This window comes from Myroides sp. 1354, assembly GCF_030324495.1.
GTDB lineage: Bacteria > Bacteroidota > Bacteroidia > Flavobacteriales > Flavobacteriaceae > Flavobacterium.
Map to the genome: position 1 here is coordinate 105898 of NZ_JACAGN010000013.1, position 14973 is coordinate 120870.

Genomic DNA, 14973 nt, shown 5'->3' on the forward strand with positions numbered 1-14973 from the left:
TGTGACCCGACTGGGGCTCGAACCCAGGACCCCAACATTAAAAGTGTTGTGCTCTACCAACTGAGCTATCGAGTCATTGCAATTCAAAGAATTGCTTTGTATTTTATAAAAGTATTTTTTTTTTGTGACCCGACTGGGGCTCGAACCCAGGACCCCAACATTAAAAGTGTTGTGCTCTACCAACTGAGCTATCGAGTCATTGCAATCTTAGAATTGTATTGTATTAGAATTTGTGACCCGACTGGGGCTCGAACCCAGGACCCCAACATTAAAAGTGTTGTGCTCTACCAACTGAGCTATCGAGTCTAATCAATTCCTGATTGCGGGTGCAAATATAGAACGTTTTTTTTAAAAAACATCATGTTTTTGTTTTATTTTTGTCAGCAACATCCCTTATAAATGGGCTATTATTGCATAACTCACTATTTTACAACCCCTTATTTTATGGAAAAAATAATAATTTTAGGTTATATGGGCGCAGGAAAATCTACAATTGCTCAACAATTAGCGCAAGAACTACAACTTCCCTACTACGATTTAGACCATGAAATCGAAAAACAGCACCAACAAAAAATTACTGCTATTTTTGCTGAAAAGGGAGAAGTATACTTTCGAAAGATTGAACACCAACTCTTACATCAACTTTTAGAGCAAAAAGACCGCGCTATCATTAGTTTAGGTGGAGGAACGCCTTGTTATGCAAACAATCACCTCATTTTACAACAAGAAGGTGTAGAATCCTTTTATTTAAAAGCATCAATCCAAACTCTTACTCAGCGCCTAGAAAAAGAAAAAGAGCATCGACCGATGTTGCAAACCAACACAGAAGATACTCTTGAAACTTTTATTGCGAAACACTTATTTGATCGTAGCTATTTTTACTATCAAGCCAAACATATCGTTCCCGTTGATGATAAATCGATTGATCAAATCGTAAAAGAGATAACCGCTCTTCTTTCAAACTAACTTAAATAAGCATATTCATCCTCATCTGTAAAAACAACTTGAATGTGTTCCAACAAAGAGGTAGATAAAGACAATCCTTTGTAATCCGCTTTAATAGGATAGGTCTTGTGGTTTCTATCAATTAGAACTGCCGTCTTCATTTTCTTAATGGGTACATTTAAAAAGTGTTTTACACCGTAAATTAACGTTGCCCCTGAATTCAATACATCATCCACCAAAATAATAGCTTTACCTGTGTATTCCTCTGGTGTCAAAGAGGTGCGAATAGGATTAATCGGATTGGCTTTATCGATTTCTACTTCACACAACTTCACGTTGATGGTTGCAATTTCACCTAATACTTTGGCAATTTTTTGAGCAAAAGTATAACCACTATTTGCTACACCTGCAATGACAATCTCTTCTTCTTCCGAAAAAGTTTCATAAATCTGATAAGCGATACGCTTTGTTTTGAATCCAATTTGCTCTTTATTTAAAATGATTTTTTGTGCCATGTCTTTTTCTTTAATATAATAAACAATTCTCGATCTTGTCTCGGTTTAATGGAATTGAATGCTCTCTCCATCACCTCTATGGTAAAATAAGGTTCAAATAAAGCTAGATATTCCTCTTTACTTCCTCCATAAGGTGGTGTTTGCTTGTCAAATACTGTATCAAACAACAAACCTACCAATTTCCCTTCTGGTTGCAGTAATTCGTGCATTTTCTGTACATAATCTTTCCTTTGCTCCACTGGAAGGGAACAAAAAAAAGTTTGTTCTACAATCAAATCATAAGTACCCTGATGCTTAAAAAAATCTTCCACAACAACGTCGTCTTTTGAAAGATTAGGTTCAGCTTGGATTGTTTGCTCAAAAGCCAACGTAGTAAAATCCAATCCTATACTTCGAGTAAATCCTTGGTTGTGCAAGTACACTAACTCATGTCCATGTCCTACTCCTGGTACTAAAATCTGGATTGATTTATCTGTCAATTGGTCAATATAGGCTTGAATTGGTGTTGTTATAGACTTTGCATTCCAAAAATCCTCTTTATTGCGGTAACGATCTTCCCAATAGGTTTTATTCATCATCTTCGTCATAATCCTCGTGATCTAAATACCCATCGATATCTCTACGATCTTTTTTCGTAGGTCTTCCCGTTCCTTTTGCTCTATAGTATTCTTTAGTCTGACGCAACAAATCCAAATGTTCAAAAGCCTCTGCTGGTGTTTCGTCTTTGCGATAAATATCCACTAATTTAGCCCCTACTCTATTAGCAGGCACATCTAATACGGTTAATTTATAAACAATTTGATCCCTTCTCAACGTAATTTTATCCGTAGGAAAAACTTCTCTTGAAGGTTTCACAGTCTGTCCATTTACTGTAATATGTCCCTTTTTACAAGCTTCAGTTGCTATATTTCTAGTTTTATAATACCGTACACACCACAAGTACTTGTCAATACGCATAATTAAATATTAAAATTCTTTAATAACCAAGACAAAAATAAAGTAAAATTGTATCTTGCACTACTAAAATAACTCAAAAATAATGAATAGACTATTTTCTATTTTAGGTATCTTAACGATTGCTTTTACCGTATCGAACTGTAATAAAAGTGATGATTCAGGAGGAGGGATTATTGTTCCACTAAGAGATTCCAAAGAGGTTTATACGGAAAACATTACTGCAATCGAGAAGTATTTGAAAAACAACTACATGATTGAACGCAATGGTGTTATTTCTTTTGATAGTATAACAAGTGCGGATTACAAAAATCAACCTACTATTTTTGAAGATAGTCGTTTGAAATCTATCCTTGTTAACAATGATGATTATGCAGCCTTTTCATTGACTGATCCTTATGATCGCACCAAAACTATTTTCAAATACGCTAAATCTGCGGATACAGTAAAATATAAAATGTATTACCTTGTACTAAACGAGGGAGAAGGAAAGAAAAGTGCTCCTATTGACTCTATTTACGTAAAACGAAATAATTTCACCCTAAAAAATGAAAGAGTAATTTCATTAAATCATCCTTCTACAGGAGGTTTTTATTCATTTCCTCAAACTATTACTGAATTAAGAGGAACCACAGCTGCTCCACTTCGTATGTACACAGGGGAACGCCAAATGTTGAGTTTTATTAAAACAGCTTTAGATGCTGGTATTAACCCTGATGGTACTCCTTCATTTGACGATACTACTGCAGGGCGTATTATTGCTTTTATTCCTGCTGGATTAGGTCAATTTAATTCTGGTTATTCTACCTTAAAAGCATACCAACCTTATATTGCTGATTTAACCCTGATTACTGCATTTGAAAGAGATCACGATCTAGATGGAATCCCTTCTAAATACGAAGTAAAACCAGAAAAAATCGGCACGGTATTAACTGTACATGATTATTTTGAATTAGACACCAACAAAGATGGAGTTCCAAATTTCTTGGATGTTGACGATGATGGAGATGGAGTCCCTACCCGAATAGAATTACAGTACAAAGACGCTAATGGCAAAATAAAGCATTACAGTTATGATGCTCCTGAATTAAAAACTTGTTCAGATACGCCTCGTTACCTAGATGGTGCTTGTAAACCTTTTATGGTAGATGGTGAATGGGTTTGGCCTAGTAAATAATTTAATTTATCCAAATACAAGAAAGCAGTTGAAAATCAACTGCTTTTTTTTGTTTTCTTCACTAGATAAGAGACAAAAAAAGAGATGTAAAAACATCTCTTTTTTTTATTTCAATCGAAACTGATTATCGCTTAAATTTTCTATTGATTACCGCTTCAGCTTTTTCCACAATATTAGTCGATTTTAGACCATATTTCTCCATTAATTCATCTGGAGTACCTGATTCACCAAAAGTATCTTGTACAGCAACAAATTCTTGTGGTAAAGGATTATTTAAAGCTAAAACACGAGCAACACTCTCTCCTAAACCTCCTAAGAAATTGTGTTCTTCTGCAGTTACAATACACCCTGTCTTAGCCACAGAACGCAAAATAGCTTCTTCATCTAACGGTTTAATCGTGTGAATATTGATTACTTCAGCCGAAATCCCTTTTGCTTCTAACGTTTCTGCAGCCAATAAAGCTTCCCATACTAAATGTCCTGTTGCTACAATCGTCACATCTTTTCCTTCTTGTAAAAGAACTGCTTTTCCGATTTCAAACTTTTCATTTTCAGGCATAAAGTTAGGCACTACCGGACGACCAAAACGCAAATAAACAGGTCCATCGTATTCAGCGATAGCCAACGTAGCTGCTTTAGTTTGATTGTAATCACATGTATTGATTACAGTCATTCCTGGCAACATTTTCATCAACCCGATATCTTCCAAGATTTGGTGTGTCGCTCCATCCTCACCTAATGTTAATCCCGCATGTGAAGCACAAATTTTCACGTTTTTCTCTGAATACGCTACCGATTGACGGATTTGATCATACACACGTCCTGTTGAGAAGTTAGCAAAAGTTCCTGTAAAAGGAATTTTTCCACCAATTGTCATTCCAGCTGCAATTCCAATCATGTTTGCTTCGGCAATCCCCACCTGAAAGAAACGCTCTGGGTGATTCTTTTTAAAATCATCCATTTTTAACGATCCGATTAAGTCTGCACATAAGGCTACTACGTTTTCGTTTTTTTGTCCTAATTCTGTAAGTCCAGCTCCAAAACCTGAACGCGTATCTTTACTTCCTGTATTTGTATATTTTTTCATGATAATTCTAAAGTCAATCGATTAATAATCTCCAAATGAAGTTTCTGGATTTTGTTTTAAAGCTTCTTCTAACTGTGCATCGTTAGGAGCTTTTCCGTGCCAAGCATGGGTTCCCATCATAAAGTCTACCCCATTCCCCATCTCTGTATATAATAATACACAAACCGGTTTTCCTTGTTTCGTTAAAGCCTTTGCTTGTTCGTACCCTTGTAGGATAGCCTCTATTGAATTTCCTTCTTTGATTTCGATTACCGTCCAATCAAATGCTTCAAATTTAGCTTTCATCGATCCTAAATTCAACACATCTTCTGTTGGTCCGTCGATTTGTTTACCGTTTAAATCAACTGTTGCAATTAAGTTATCTACTTTATTCGCAGAAGCATACATCATTGCTTCCCAATTTTGACCTTCTTGAAGCTCACCATCTCCTAAAAGTACGTAAACCAAATGTTCGTCTTTATTTAATTTTTTTGCTTGAGCTGCTCCGATTCCTACAGACAACCCTTGTCCTAAAGATCCTGAAGCCATGCGTACACCTGGTAATTTATCATGTGTACAAGGATGCCCTTGCAATCTAGTGTTTAACTTTCTGAACGTAGCTAATTCTGCTACTGGAAAATATCCACTACGGGCTAATACACTATAAAATACAGGAGAAATATGTCCGTTCGATAAAAAGAAAAGATCTTCTCCTGCTCCATCCATTGAAAATGTTTCTTTGCGGTCCATGATCGCTTGATACAAAGACACTAGGTATTCAGCACACCCTAATGAACCTCCTGGATGCCCAGAATTCACTGCATGTACCATTCTAAGAATATCTCTTCTTACTTGTGTAGTTAACTCCGTTAGTTGTTGTGTGTTCGGTTTCATTATTTCGACAATCTAAATTTATTACGCAACAAATATAAAACTTATTTACTGTACTCTATATTATAATCAAATGAATCTACCGCAGAAGTCTATCTTTTTAGCAAGGTAATCTTCTGCTGATAAAAAAGTTTGTAGTAAGTTTGTATTCGCCCTTTTAACTCGAATATCATGCTACAAACGAAGGACTTAACGATTGGTTATCAACAAGGAAAAAAGCAGACAAACTTGATTCAACAAGATATCAATCTTCAAATTAAGCCTCAAACATTAACTACTTTACTCGGCATCAATGGAATTGGAAAATCCACATTGATTCGAACTTTAACGGGTCAAATTCCACCGTTAAGAGGAACGATTACACTAAACGAAAGGGATTTGATGTCCTATAGTACACAAGAACGAGCAAAAGAAATTAGTGTAGTATTAACGGATCCGATTCCCTATTCCAATTTAAGTGTGCTAGAAGTATTGCAAATAGGGAGAACCCCCTTTATGGATTGGAAGTCCACGCACACAACAGAAGATCAATATTGGATTGAGAAGGCCATTGACCTTACGTCTATTGCACCTTTTATACAACGACCTATAACCCATTTAAGTGATGGTCAATTACAACGCGTTTTCATTGCTAGAGCTTTAGTACAAAACACACCTTTGATTATCTTAGATGAGCCAGCGAGTCATTTGGATTTAAATCACAAAGTTAAATTATATCAATTACTGAAAAACCTCACAGAAAAAGAAAACAAAACCATTCTCTTTTCTAGCCACGACATTGAATTAGCCTTACAATTTGCCGATGAAGCTCTTGTACTTCAAGCAAATGGACATATGCAAAACACCATTGAAAACTTAATTTCCAATGGTGTTTTTGATCATTTTTTTCAAGATGATATACTCCTATTTGACCGACAAACGAAGCGCTTTACTCTTGCCCTGTAGTACGGGTATGTCGTTTATTTTTTGAGACGTTTTCTATGGTCCAGGTAATCTGTTGAACAAAAGGTTCTTTTCTAAATGGACATTCTTGCTTACTACATATACTACAAGAGAATGTTTTACAATCATCCATGTGAACAAACAGCTCTAAATCTTCCCCAAAATGCTCGCTGATTTCCTTTTCTAGTAATTCGACTTCTTTGTGTCCTTCTACAATTGTAAAATACCAAGGAACAGTCATATGGCAATCAAAATGCAAAACACTTCCGTATTTTATGATACGCATATTATGCAAATCAATCCAGTTCTCTTTTCTGTTTTTCTCTAAATATTCCACCACTTCTTCCAATAAGGCTTCATCTGTTTCATCCATAATTCCCGAAACAGCACCGCGAACAATTTTATATCCCGTTACAATAATAATAAGAGCAAAAATCAAAGCTACGGCACTATCCAACCAATGTAAATTCGTAAAATACAACAGCAATAAGCCCAAAATAATTCCTATGGTTGAATACGTATCGGATTGCAAGTGTTTTCCGCTAGCCACTAAAGCTAAAGATTTATTCGTTTTTCCTTTTTTAATAGCATACCATCCTAGAATATAATTTACTACAGCTGTTACAGCAACTAAGAAAATTCCGTAATCCAACTGCCCAATAGGTTGTGGATTTATAATATTGCGAACACCTTCAAATATAATTGCAATCCCCGCCATGATAATCAATCCCCCTTCAATAGTCGCAGAAATAAATTCTACTTTTCCATGTCCATAAGGGTGATTTCGATCTCGAGGTTGTGCTGAAAGATAGAGACTATACAATCCGATAAAACCACTAATTACATTGACAACACTTTCCAAAGCATCTGTAAAAATGGCTACAGATCGAGTCATATACCAGGCAACTAGTTTAATAATAAACAGAAGTACTCCGACTATTGCTACTATTTTTTGAAATTGGTAATTCTCATTGGCTTTACTACTCATACAATTTGTATTTATAATCTTGTTACTTCTTTCACTTCTCCTACCTGTAAACCTTCCAAGCGAATATCTCCTATTCGAACACGTACGAGTCTCAAGGTTGGAAATCCTACACTGGCTGTCATTTTTCGAACCTGTCTAAACTTTCCTTCTGTCAATACAATTCTCACCCAACTCGTTGGCCCATGTCTTTCATCGCGTATTCGCCTTCCCACTCCAATCCAATCGGGTACTTGGCACAAAGCTTCTACTTCACATTCTTTTGTAAAATACTTTTCTCCTTTTACGCCAATCTCGACTCCTTCTCTCAAGATTGCGATAGCTTCTTCTGTAATTTGACCATCAACTTGGGCATAATATTCCTTTTCATATTTTTCTCCGCGCACGCGTTCACTCATCATTCCATCGGTAGTCAACAATAACAATCCTTCCGAATTTTCATCTAAACGTCCAATCGCCATTGTCCCTTCTGGGAAATCGAAAAGTTCTCCTAATTTCTTTTTAGTTCTCTTTTTCTCATAAATAAATTGACTAATATACCCATGAGGTTTATAAAGGAGAAAATGTCTGTGTACCATTATTTTATATTACTTTTCAAAAGTTTTATCGTAAAAAGAATTCATCGCTTCAATATATCCTTGTCCGTGATAGGTATTTGTCATGGCTTGAAAACCTTGCAAATGACCTCCTTTGTAGATTACCACTTGGCTTTTAGGATTTAAAGGTTTCACGCGATTGCTATCGTGTACCGTTGTCAAACCATCGCGATCTCCTGCAAAAAATAAAACAGGAATAGACAAACGCGTAAGTGCCTGATCATAATCTCGAGCTTGTTCTGGCAACTTTGTTTCTTTTTGTAAAAAATCATCTAATCTCGTTTTAATCACTTTTGGGCTAACCATAAATCCATCCGCAATTAAATAATCATAGGATTCCTTTTCACTGGTTAAAACTGCAGCAATCGTTCCGATAGATAAAGCCCAAACACCAATTTTGGTATGAAATTTTGTTTTCGTATAAGCAACAACAGCTTGTAAATCCGTTGCAAATTCATCGTAATACAACTGATCTTCTAGCATCGTAAAATCATCACTTTCACCAAATCCTCGATAGTCAAATAACACAACATCGTAGCCTTGATTCACCACTTCGATTGCTTGTCTTAACCAATACGACATATTTCCAGCATCACCATACGCCAATATCAAAGTTCTATTGTGCTTTTTTTCCTCATTTGCATACAATATCCAGGAATTCAAGGTATATCCATCATCCGTCTTAATGCGAACTTCTTCGTATTTAAAATTGGAATTTGCAGGGTGATCTGCATATTCTTTTACAGGATTAACAGCCCCTACTAGATTCACAATCAACAAAGTAAATAAACAAAGTAAATGCTTCATTTGTAGCGATATTTTAAATAAAAATCAAAGATACAACATTACTTCCTTTCAAATAATTAGCGGCTTTCAAAAAAAAGACTTCCTAATGATATTCTAATTTTTTTTTAACTTCCAATCTGAATAGTGCAGAATAAAAAGCCAAGACATTATAAGGCTATCATTTAATTAATTCATACTTTTGTTAGATATAAAATTTAATACTATGCAACATATTATTGATCGTTTCATCAGTTATGTGACTGTTGATACTGAGTCTGATCCTTCTTCTCAAACTTGTCCAAGTACTGAAAAGCAATGGGATTTAGCAAACAAATTAGTTGAGGAACTAAAACAAATTGGTCTAGAAGACGTAACAATAGATGAAAACGCATATGTGATGGCTACTTTGCCAAGCAATGTAGAGCACGAAGTACCTACTATTGGTTTCATTGCTCACTTTGATACATCACCTGATTTTTCTGGTGCAAACGTAAAACCGCAAATTGTATCAAACTACGATGGTGGAGATATTGTTTTAAACAAAGAGTTAAACATTGTTTTATCACCTTCCTACTTTAAAGATCTATTACAATATAAAGGTCAAACCTTAATCACTACTGACGGAACAACTTTATTAGGAGCAGACGACAAAGCTGGGATTACAGAGATTGTATCTGCTATGGAGTACTTAGTACAACATCCTGAAATCAAACACGGAAAAATCAGAGTTGGATTTACACCAGACGAGGAAATTGGACGTGGTGCACATTTATTTGATGTGAAAAAATTCGGTGCTGAATGGGCTTATACGATGGATGGAAGTCAAATTGGAGAGTTAGAATACGAAAACTTCAACGCAGGATATGCGAAATTGACTTTTTCTGGAAAAAGTGTACACCCAGGATACGCTAAAGGAAAAATGATTAACTCTATTTTATTGGCAAATAAATTCATCAACAAACTACCGAAAGATGAAGTCCCTCAAAAAACAACAGGTTATGAAGGATTCTTCCACGTACATACTGTAAGCGGAAGTATTGAGGAATCTGTAGTAGAATTAATCATTCGCGATCACAACTTAAAAAAATACGAGCAACGCAAAGTATTCATCGAAAAGTTAGCGAAGAAATTCAACAAAAAACACAACAAAAAATTCGGTGGACCGATTGTTTCTTGTGAAATTGGAGATCAATACTTCAATATGAAACAAAAAGTTGAACCTGTTATGCATATTGTAGATACAGCGGAACAAGCGATGAAAGATTTGGGAATTAAACCTTTAATCAAAGCGATTCGCGGTGGAACAGATGGATCTCAATTATCGTATATGGGATTACCATGTCCGAATATTTTCGCAGGTGGACACAACTTCCACGGAAAATACGAATACGTTCCTGTAGAAAGCATGGTAAAAGCGACAGAGGTAATCGTTAAGATTGCGGAATTAACTGCTAAAAAATAAAATACCCTATAGCACAAAAAAGCGAGCTTTAATAGCTCGCTTTTTTTATTTCTCATATTCTGATTGTAAGATCGACATGACAATCTTATCGTGAAAAGCTGCCTCTCGATAACAAGCTTCTCTTAATACTCCTTCTATTTTAAAACCTGCGCGTTCATATGCCTTAACACCGCCTATATTAGGTTGTGATACCGTCAACATAATGCGATTGAGATTTAGTACCTCAAAACCATACGCAATAACCTTTTGAGTTACAATTGTTCCTATTCCTTTTCCCCATTGATTTTTATCTCCGATAAAAATAAAATATTCTCCACTCTTGTTTAAAGTAGAAATACCACTAATTCCGGCATAACCAATCAGTTGTTGTGTATTCTTTAAATATATTCCAATGTTGTACGTATTCTTTTCTTCAAACAAACTAGAAAACCAATGCTCTATTTGTTCTGGAGAGTTTAAACGCTGAAACAAACTCATCGAATATTTAATCACATCATCGTCATTTAACCAAGAATAAAAAGGAATAACATCTTCCTTACTTAAAGGCTTTAGTTCAATCATAATTCATTTTTTCTAGTTACCTATAAGTTTCAAAGATAAACTTCAAGGGTGAAATGAGCACCATAATCCAATAAAAAAAGCCCCAACAAAGTGTTGGGGCTTTTCAAGATTGTATAGATACAAAGGATTAGTTTCCTTTTTCCATTCTTTCTTTTAATTCAGCAAGAGCATCGATATCTCCTAAAGTAGTTTTTTCTGTAGCATTTACTGTAGTTTCAGCAGATTTTACATTTTTCTCCTCTTCTTCACGGAAAATTGAAGTGTGAGAAGCTACTACTCTTTTGAATTCTTTATTGAACTCAATAATTTTGAATTCAGCAGAATCACCTTTTTTCAATTTCTTACCGTCTTCTTTTTCTAAGTGACGAGTTGGGATGAAAGCTACTACGTCTTCTTCGAATACTACTGTAGCTCCTTTGTCAACTAATTCAGAAATCTCACCATTGTGGATAGTACCTACTGCATAAGCATCTTCGTATTTATCCCAAGGGTTAGCTGTTGTTTGTTTGTGTCCTAAAGATAATTTACGTCCTTCAACGTCTAACTCTAATACAACAACATCTAATTTATCACCTACGTTTACAAACTCAGATGGGTGTTTGATTTTCTTAGTCCAAGATAAGTCAGAGATGTAAATTAATCCATCAATTCCTTCTTCTAATTCTACGAATACACCGAAGTTAGTAAAGTTACGAACGATACCTGAATGCTTAGATCCTACAGGATATTTAGCAGTGATATCAGTCCAAGGATCTTGTGATAATTGTTTGATACCTAAAGACATTTTTCTTTCTTCTCTATCAAGAGTTAAGATAACTGCCTCTACTTCGTCTCCAACTTTTACGAAATCTTGAGCTGATCTTAAGTGAGTAGACCAAGACATTTCAGAAACGTGGATTAAACCTTCAACACCTTCTGCAACTTCGATGAAAGCTCCGTAATCAGCTAAAACAACTACTTTACCTTTTACTTTATCACCAACGTTTAAGTTAGCATCTAAAGCATCCCAAGGGTGAGCGTAAAGTTGTTTTAAACCTAATTGGATTCTTGTTTTCTCGTCGTCGAAATCTAAAATTACAACATTTAATTTTTGATCTAACTCTAACACCTCGCTTGGGTGGTTGATTCTTGACCAAGATAAATCTGTAATATGGATTAATCCGTCAACACCTCCTAAGTCAATGAATACTCCGTAAGAAGTAATGTTTTTAACAACACCTTCTAACACTTGACCTTTTTGTAATTGACCGATAATTTCTTTTTTCTGTACTTCGATATCTGCTTCGATAAGCGCTTTGTGAGATACAACAACGTTTTTGAATTCGTGGTTAATTTTAACTACTTTGAATTCCATTGTTTTGTTTACGTATTGATCGTAATCACGGATAGGCTTAACATCGATTTGAGAACCTGGTAAGAATGCTTCGATTCCGAATACGTCAACGATCATACCACCTTTAGTTCTGCATTTCACGAAACCATTAACGATTTCTCCTGACTCATGAGCAGCGATAACTCTATCCCAAGCTTTGATTGTACGAGCTTTTCTGTGAGATAATACTAATTGACCATATTTATCTTCTCTAACGTCGATTAATACTTCAACTTTGTCTCCTACTTTTAAGTTTGGATTGTAACGGAATTCGTTTAATGAAATAACACCTTCAGACTTAGCATTGATATCTACAATAGCGTCTCTGTCAGTAATTCTCACTACAACTCCCTCAACTACTTCCTCGTCGTCTGTAGAAATAAAAGTTTTGTCTACTAAGCTTTCAAATTCTTTTAATTGAGCTGCATCAACTGCATCGATACCATTTTCATAGTTATCCCAATTAAAATCTTTTAAAAATTCTTCCTGTGTTTTAATGTTTTCAGACATGTGCTGATAATAAATTTGTATTCTGTATTATCTAGTTTCGTTATTCAGCAATAAAGAACAGAAGTGGTTTTACATTTATAACTCTTTGACTTTTAGTGAAACAGCGCTGATCTAAAAGCTGTGCAAAAGTACAACATTTTTTAATTGTAAAAAAAATATTTCTACAAATTTTAAAATCAAGGAACTCTACATGAAAGTATTAGACAAAAAAAGCTAACGAAAGATTCCGTTAGCTTCAATCAATTTTATAATAATGAAAAAAGAATTAATTACTCATATGCAGTTGTTCATTGTCTTGTCTATCTAATGAACGTTTCTTTGAGAAAACCTTTTTCAAGAATTTACTATTCTTATAAAGATCCCAGTTCATTAAACCAACACTCAATAGAACAACAACCAAACCTCCGATTTGAAGACTTGTAATAATATCATCTGTAAAGAAGTAACTCAAAGCTACTGCTACTACAGGATTAACGTACGCATAGGTACTCACTTCTGTTACAGGTCTATTTTGAATTAACCAGATGTATGATCCAAAAGCCAAGATTGATCCAAAAGTGATTAAATAAGCTAAAGAAAACCAACCCGAAGCCGAAATTTCATAGATATCAAACTGTGCATATTCACCGTTCAACAAAGCCACAACAGTAAATAAAATACCTGCTGTAATCATTTGCCATGATGTTTTTACCATCACGTGTAAATCCTCACCTTTATCTTCGTTTTTTGATTTTGAATATTTAGAATATAATGATCCTACGGTCCAAGCGATTGATCCCAAAATCAACAACACCATACAGAAAATATTCAATAAACGCTGGCTCTCATCTCCTGCAATGGTAATTTGCTCAGCAAACAACATAATCACTCCAACAAACCCAAGAATTAATCCTAAAACGATAGGCAAACTTGAAAAATTGTGTTTCCATTGAGGTCTATCTAAGATAATAAACCATAAAGCTGCTGCTGCTGCCATAATAGCTGCAATACCACTTGATACATGTTGTTCTGCCCATATCAAGGCTCCCATATCTATAAAGAGTAATAAAAACCCCGTAATACAAGCTTGCTTTACTACTTGCTTATTAAAAATCTTATAGCCACGCATTTTACAATAAGTTAATAAAATCATGCTGGCCGCAAAAAAACGCAAAGATCCTAAAACAAAGGGTGTAAAATCACTCAATGCTTTATGAATGAAAAAGAAAGTAGATCCCCATACGAAGTACACTACTAAATAGGCACCTAATACTACTTTATTATTCGTTTGATTTGTAGCTATTGCTTTCATAACTATTCTAATGTGTCTGGAATTATTAATTTATTATCTTCTTTTACTGTTTGTAATACAATGATTGTTCTTGTTGATATAATTCCGTCAATTTTAGACAGCGAATTACGCATTAAATTCACAAGGGCAATCGAATCGGATGTTCTCACTTTAACGATATAACCATCGTCACCGGCGATATCGTGTACTTCTAACACTTCCGGAATCTGAGCTAAGGCTTTTCCTGTGTTTTCATCTCCGATAATTTCATCTACCTTAATAAAGATAAAAGACAACATCTTTTGATTAATCGCATTGGGATTCACTCTAGCATGATACGCTACAATTGCGTCTTTATGCTCTAGTTTCTTCACGCGTTCTAACACTGCTGAAGGAGCCATTCCAAGCTCACGAGCTAACTCAGAATTATTGATTCGAGCATTATCTTGCATCATACGCAAAATCTTCAAATCAATTTCATCTAACTTATATTCCATCGTTTTCTAGTTTTACAGTGCAAAGATAACACAAAAGAATAATATACGGAAATATTTAATGTTTAATGAATAATATTCGGTAGTTAAATATTTGCAAACAAAAAAATTCTGCGCAAAAACAAAAGATTAAAGTATTCTCAAAAAAAAGAACCAAAAAAAATCATATTGATAATTATAAACAAACAATACAGTTTAAACAATAAAATAAACCCGTAAAACAGAAATCTAAAGCGAATAATTAAAATAAGTAAAGGTGGTGAGAGGTTTGTTGTTTGTTGTATGTTGTTTGTTGGTCGTCGTTGGTCGTTTGTTGTTTGTCGTATGAATATTCTCTAAACAATAAAAATGACTGCTTTTAATCGACAATCTTTCCTATTGGTTTAATCAAGTAGAAAATACGAACCTTAAACAATTTAATACGGTAACTAAAACCTTTATGTTACA

16 protein-coding genes and 3 tRNA genes are annotated in these 14973 nt (G+C 34.8%); 4 read left to right on the plus strand and 15 right to left on the minus strand.

Annotated elements, in window-relative coordinates; all coding sequences use genetic code 11:
- Positions 1-2 precede the first annotated feature (2 nt).
- The 3 genes from HX004_RS13315 to HX004_RS13325 all read right to left on the minus strand — a co-directional run bounded on the left by HX004_RS13315 (position 3) and on the right by HX004_RS13325 (position 306).
- Positions 3-75, minus strand: a tRNA-Lys gene (locus HX004_RS13315).
- Between the two features lie 50 nt (positions 76-125).
- Positions 126-198, minus strand: a tRNA-Lys gene (locus tag HX004_RS13320).
- Between the two features lie 35 nt (positions 199-233).
- Positions 234-306: transfer RNA gene (locus tag HX004_RS13325), tRNA-Lys, on the minus strand.
- A gap of 138 nt (positions 307-444) precedes the next feature.
- Here HX004_RS13325 and HX004_RS13330 point away from each other — a divergent pair.
- Positions 445-966: a shikimate kinase gene (locus HX004_RS13330; RefSeq protein ID WP_286443079.1), complete on the plus strand. Its 522-nt coding sequence runs from the start codon at positions 445-447 to the stop codon at positions 964-966.
- Here the strand turns inward: HX004_RS13330 and HX004_RS13335 are convergent.
- From HX004_RS13335 to HX004_RS13345, 3 genes are read right to left on the minus strand one after another with little or no spacing between them, the layout of a single operon-like run.
- Positions 963-1460 (minus strand): phosphoribosyltransferase family protein, encoded by a 498-nt coding sequence (locus tag HX004_RS13335; RefSeq protein ID WP_286443081.1) that lies wholly within the window; start codon positions 1458-1460, stop codon positions 963-965. The genes HX004_RS13330 and HX004_RS13335 overlap by 4 nt on opposite strands.
- The gene (locus tag HX004_RS13340; RefSeq protein WP_286443082.1) at positions 1439-2047 is read right to left on the minus strand and encodes a methyltransferase domain-containing protein; all 609 of its coding nucleotides are present in this window, start codon (positions 2045-2047) and stop codon (positions 1439-1441) included. Before HX004_RS13340 ends, HX004_RS13335 begins: the two co-directional genes overlap by 22 nt.
- Positions 2028-2417: an RNA-binding S4 domain-containing protein gene (locus tag HX004_RS13345; protein ID WP_286443083.1), complete on the minus strand. Its 390-nt coding sequence runs from the start codon at positions 2415-2417 to the stop codon at positions 2028-2030. The genes HX004_RS13340 and HX004_RS13345 overlap by 20 nt, the downstream gene beginning before the upstream one ends.
- A gap of 82 nt (positions 2418-2499) precedes the next feature.
- On the opposite strand from HX004_RS13345, the gene HX004_RS13350 reads away from it, so the two are divergent.
- On the plus strand, positions 2500-3591 hold the full coding sequence (locus tag HX004_RS13350) for a hypothetical protein (protein ID WP_286443084.1): 1092 nt from the start codon (positions 2500-2502) through the stop codon (positions 3589-3591).
- Between the two features lie 124 nt (positions 3592-3715).
- Here HX004_RS13350 and HX004_RS13355 read toward each other — a convergent pair whose 3' ends face one another.
- Both HX004_RS13355 and HX004_RS13360 read right to left on the minus strand, forming a co-directional pair.
- Positions 3716-4678, minus strand: a complete 963-nt coding sequence (locus tag HX004_RS13355; protein ID WP_286443085.1) for a transketolase family protein — start codon at positions 4676-4678, stop codon at positions 3716-3718.
- A 21-nt stretch (positions 4679-4699) separates the two neighbouring features.
- Positions 4700-5551 (minus strand): transketolase, encoded by an 852-nt coding sequence (locus HX004_RS13360; RefSeq protein WP_286443086.1) that lies wholly within the window; start codon positions 5549-5551, stop codon positions 4700-4702.
- Between the two features lie 168 nt (positions 5552-5719).
- Here HX004_RS13360 and HX004_RS13365 point away from each other — a divergent pair, with 168 nt between their 5' ends.
- Positions 5720-6493 (plus strand): ABC transporter ATP-binding protein, encoded by a 774-nt coding sequence (locus HX004_RS13365; RefSeq protein ID WP_286443087.1) that lies wholly within the window; start codon positions 5720-5722, stop codon positions 6491-6493.
- On the opposite strand, the gene HX004_RS13370 is transcribed toward HX004_RS13365, so the two are convergent.
- Genes HX004_RS13370 through HX004_RS13380 form a run of 3 tightly spaced genes read right to left on the minus strand, consistent with a single transcriptional unit; the run spans position 6477 to position 8878 of the window.
- Positions 6477-7478: a cation diffusion facilitator family transporter gene (locus tag HX004_RS13370; protein ID WP_286443088.1), complete on the minus strand. Its 1002-nt coding sequence runs from the start codon at positions 7476-7478 to the stop codon at positions 6477-6479. The two genes, HX004_RS13365 and HX004_RS13370, sit on opposite strands and share 17 nt — an antisense overlap.
- A gap of 11 nt (positions 7479-7489) precedes the next feature.
- Positions 7490-8053 (minus strand): pseudouridine synthase, encoded by a 564-nt coding sequence (locus HX004_RS13375; RefSeq protein WP_286443089.1) that lies wholly within the window; start codon positions 8051-8053, stop codon positions 7490-7492.
- Positions 8054-8062: 9 nt separating this feature from the next.
- Positions 8063-8878 (minus strand): alpha/beta hydrolase, encoded by an 816-nt coding sequence (locus tag HX004_RS13380; RefSeq protein ID WP_286443090.1) that lies wholly within the window; start codon positions 8876-8878, stop codon positions 8063-8065.
- A gap of 202 nt (positions 8879-9080) precedes the next feature.
- Between HX004_RS13380 and pepT the strand changes: the two genes are divergently transcribed.
- Positions 9081-10319, plus strand: coding sequence for a peptidase T (gene pepT / locus HX004_RS13385; protein ID WP_286443091.1), 1239 nt, complete (start codon positions 9081-9083; stop codon positions 10317-10319).
- A 45-nt stretch (positions 10320-10364) separates the two neighbouring features.
- On the opposite strand, the gene HX004_RS13390 is transcribed toward pepT, so the two are convergent.
- The 4 genes from HX004_RS13390 to HX004_RS13405 form a co-directional block, all read right to left on the minus strand.
- Entirely contained in the window at positions 10365-10880 is a 516-nt protein-coding gene (locus HX004_RS13390; protein WP_286443092.1) for a GNAT family N-acetyltransferase, read from the minus strand.
- Positions 10881-11007: 127 nt separating this feature from the next.
- Entirely contained in the window at positions 11008-12762 is a 1755-nt protein-coding gene (gene rpsA / locus HX004_RS13395; RefSeq protein ID WP_060875613.1) for a 30S ribosomal protein S1, read from the minus strand.
- A 265-nt stretch (positions 12763-13027) separates the two neighbouring features.
- Entirely contained in the window at positions 13028-14053 is a 1026-nt protein-coding gene (locus HX004_RS13400) for an EamA family transporter (protein ID WP_286443093.1), read from the minus strand.
- 2 nt (positions 14054-14055) lie between these two features.
- The gene (locus tag HX004_RS13405) at positions 14056-14529 is read right to left on the minus strand and encodes an Lrp/AsnC family transcriptional regulator (RefSeq protein WP_286443094.1); all 474 of its coding nucleotides are present in this window, start codon (positions 14527-14529) and stop codon (positions 14056-14058) included.
- Positions 14530-14973: the final 444 nt, after the last annotated feature.

What these genes read in the sequence shown, in the direction of transcription:
- HX004_RS13330 (WP_286443079.1), top strand. Translation starts at nt 445, where the DNA reads ATGGAAAAAATAATAATTTTAGGTTATATGGGCGCAGGAAAATCTACA.
- HX004_RS13335 (WP_286443081.1), bottom strand. Translation starts at nt 1,460, where the DNA reads ATGGCACAAAAAATCATTTTAAATAAAGAGCAAATTGGATTCAAAACA.
- HX004_RS13340 (WP_286443082.1), bottom strand. Translation starts at nt 2,047, where the DNA reads ATGACGAAGATGATGAATAAAACCTATTGGGAAGATCGTTACCGCAAT.
- HX004_RS13345 (WP_286443083.1), bottom strand. Translation starts at nt 2,417, where the DNA reads ATGCGTATTGACAAGTACTTGTGGTGTGTACGGTATTATAAAACTAGA.
- HX004_RS13350 (WP_286443084.1), top strand. Translation starts at nt 2,500, where the DNA reads ATGAATAGACTATTTTCTATTTTAGGTATCTTAACGATTGCTTTTACC.
- HX004_RS13355 (WP_286443085.1), bottom strand. Translation starts at nt 4,678, where the DNA reads ATGAAAAAATATACAAATACAGGAAGTAAAGATACGCGTTCAGGTTTT.
- HX004_RS13360 (WP_286443086.1), bottom strand. Translation starts at nt 5,551, where the DNA reads ATGAAACCGAACACACAACAACTAACGGAGTTAACTACACAAGTAAGA.
- HX004_RS13365 (WP_286443087.1), top strand. Translation starts at nt 5,720, where the DNA reads ATGCTACAAACGAAGGACTTAACGATTGGTTATCAACAAGGAAAAAAG.
- HX004_RS13370 (WP_286443088.1), bottom strand. Translation starts at nt 7,478, where the DNA reads ATGAGTAGTAAAGCCAATGAGAATTACCAATTTCAAAAAATAGTAGCA.
- HX004_RS13375 (WP_286443089.1), bottom strand. Translation starts at nt 8,053, where the DNA reads ATGGTACACAGACATTTTCTCCTTTATAAACCTCATGGGTATATTAGT.
- HX004_RS13380 (WP_286443090.1), bottom strand. Translation starts at nt 8,878, where the DNA reads ATGAAGCATTTACTTTGTTTATTTACTTTGTTGATTGTGAATCTAGTA.
- pepT (WP_286443091.1), top strand. Translation starts at nt 9,081, where the DNA reads ATGCAACATATTATTGATCGTTTCATCAGTTATGTGACTGTTGATACT.
- HX004_RS13390 (WP_286443092.1), bottom strand. Translation starts at nt 10,880, where the DNA reads ATGATTGAACTAAAGCCTTTAAGTAAGGAAGATGTTATTCCTTTTTAT.
- rpsA (WP_060875613.1), bottom strand. Translation starts at nt 12,762, where the DNA reads ATGTCTGAAAACATTAAAACACAGGAAGAATTTTTAAAAGATTTTAAT.
- HX004_RS13400 (WP_286443093.1), bottom strand. Translation starts at nt 14,053, where the DNA reads ATGAAAGCAATAGCTACAAATCAAACGAATAATAAAGTAGTATTAGGT.
- HX004_RS13405 (WP_286443094.1), bottom strand. Translation starts at nt 14,529, where the DNA reads ATGGAATATAAGTTAGATGAAATTGATTTGAAGATTTTGCGTATGATG.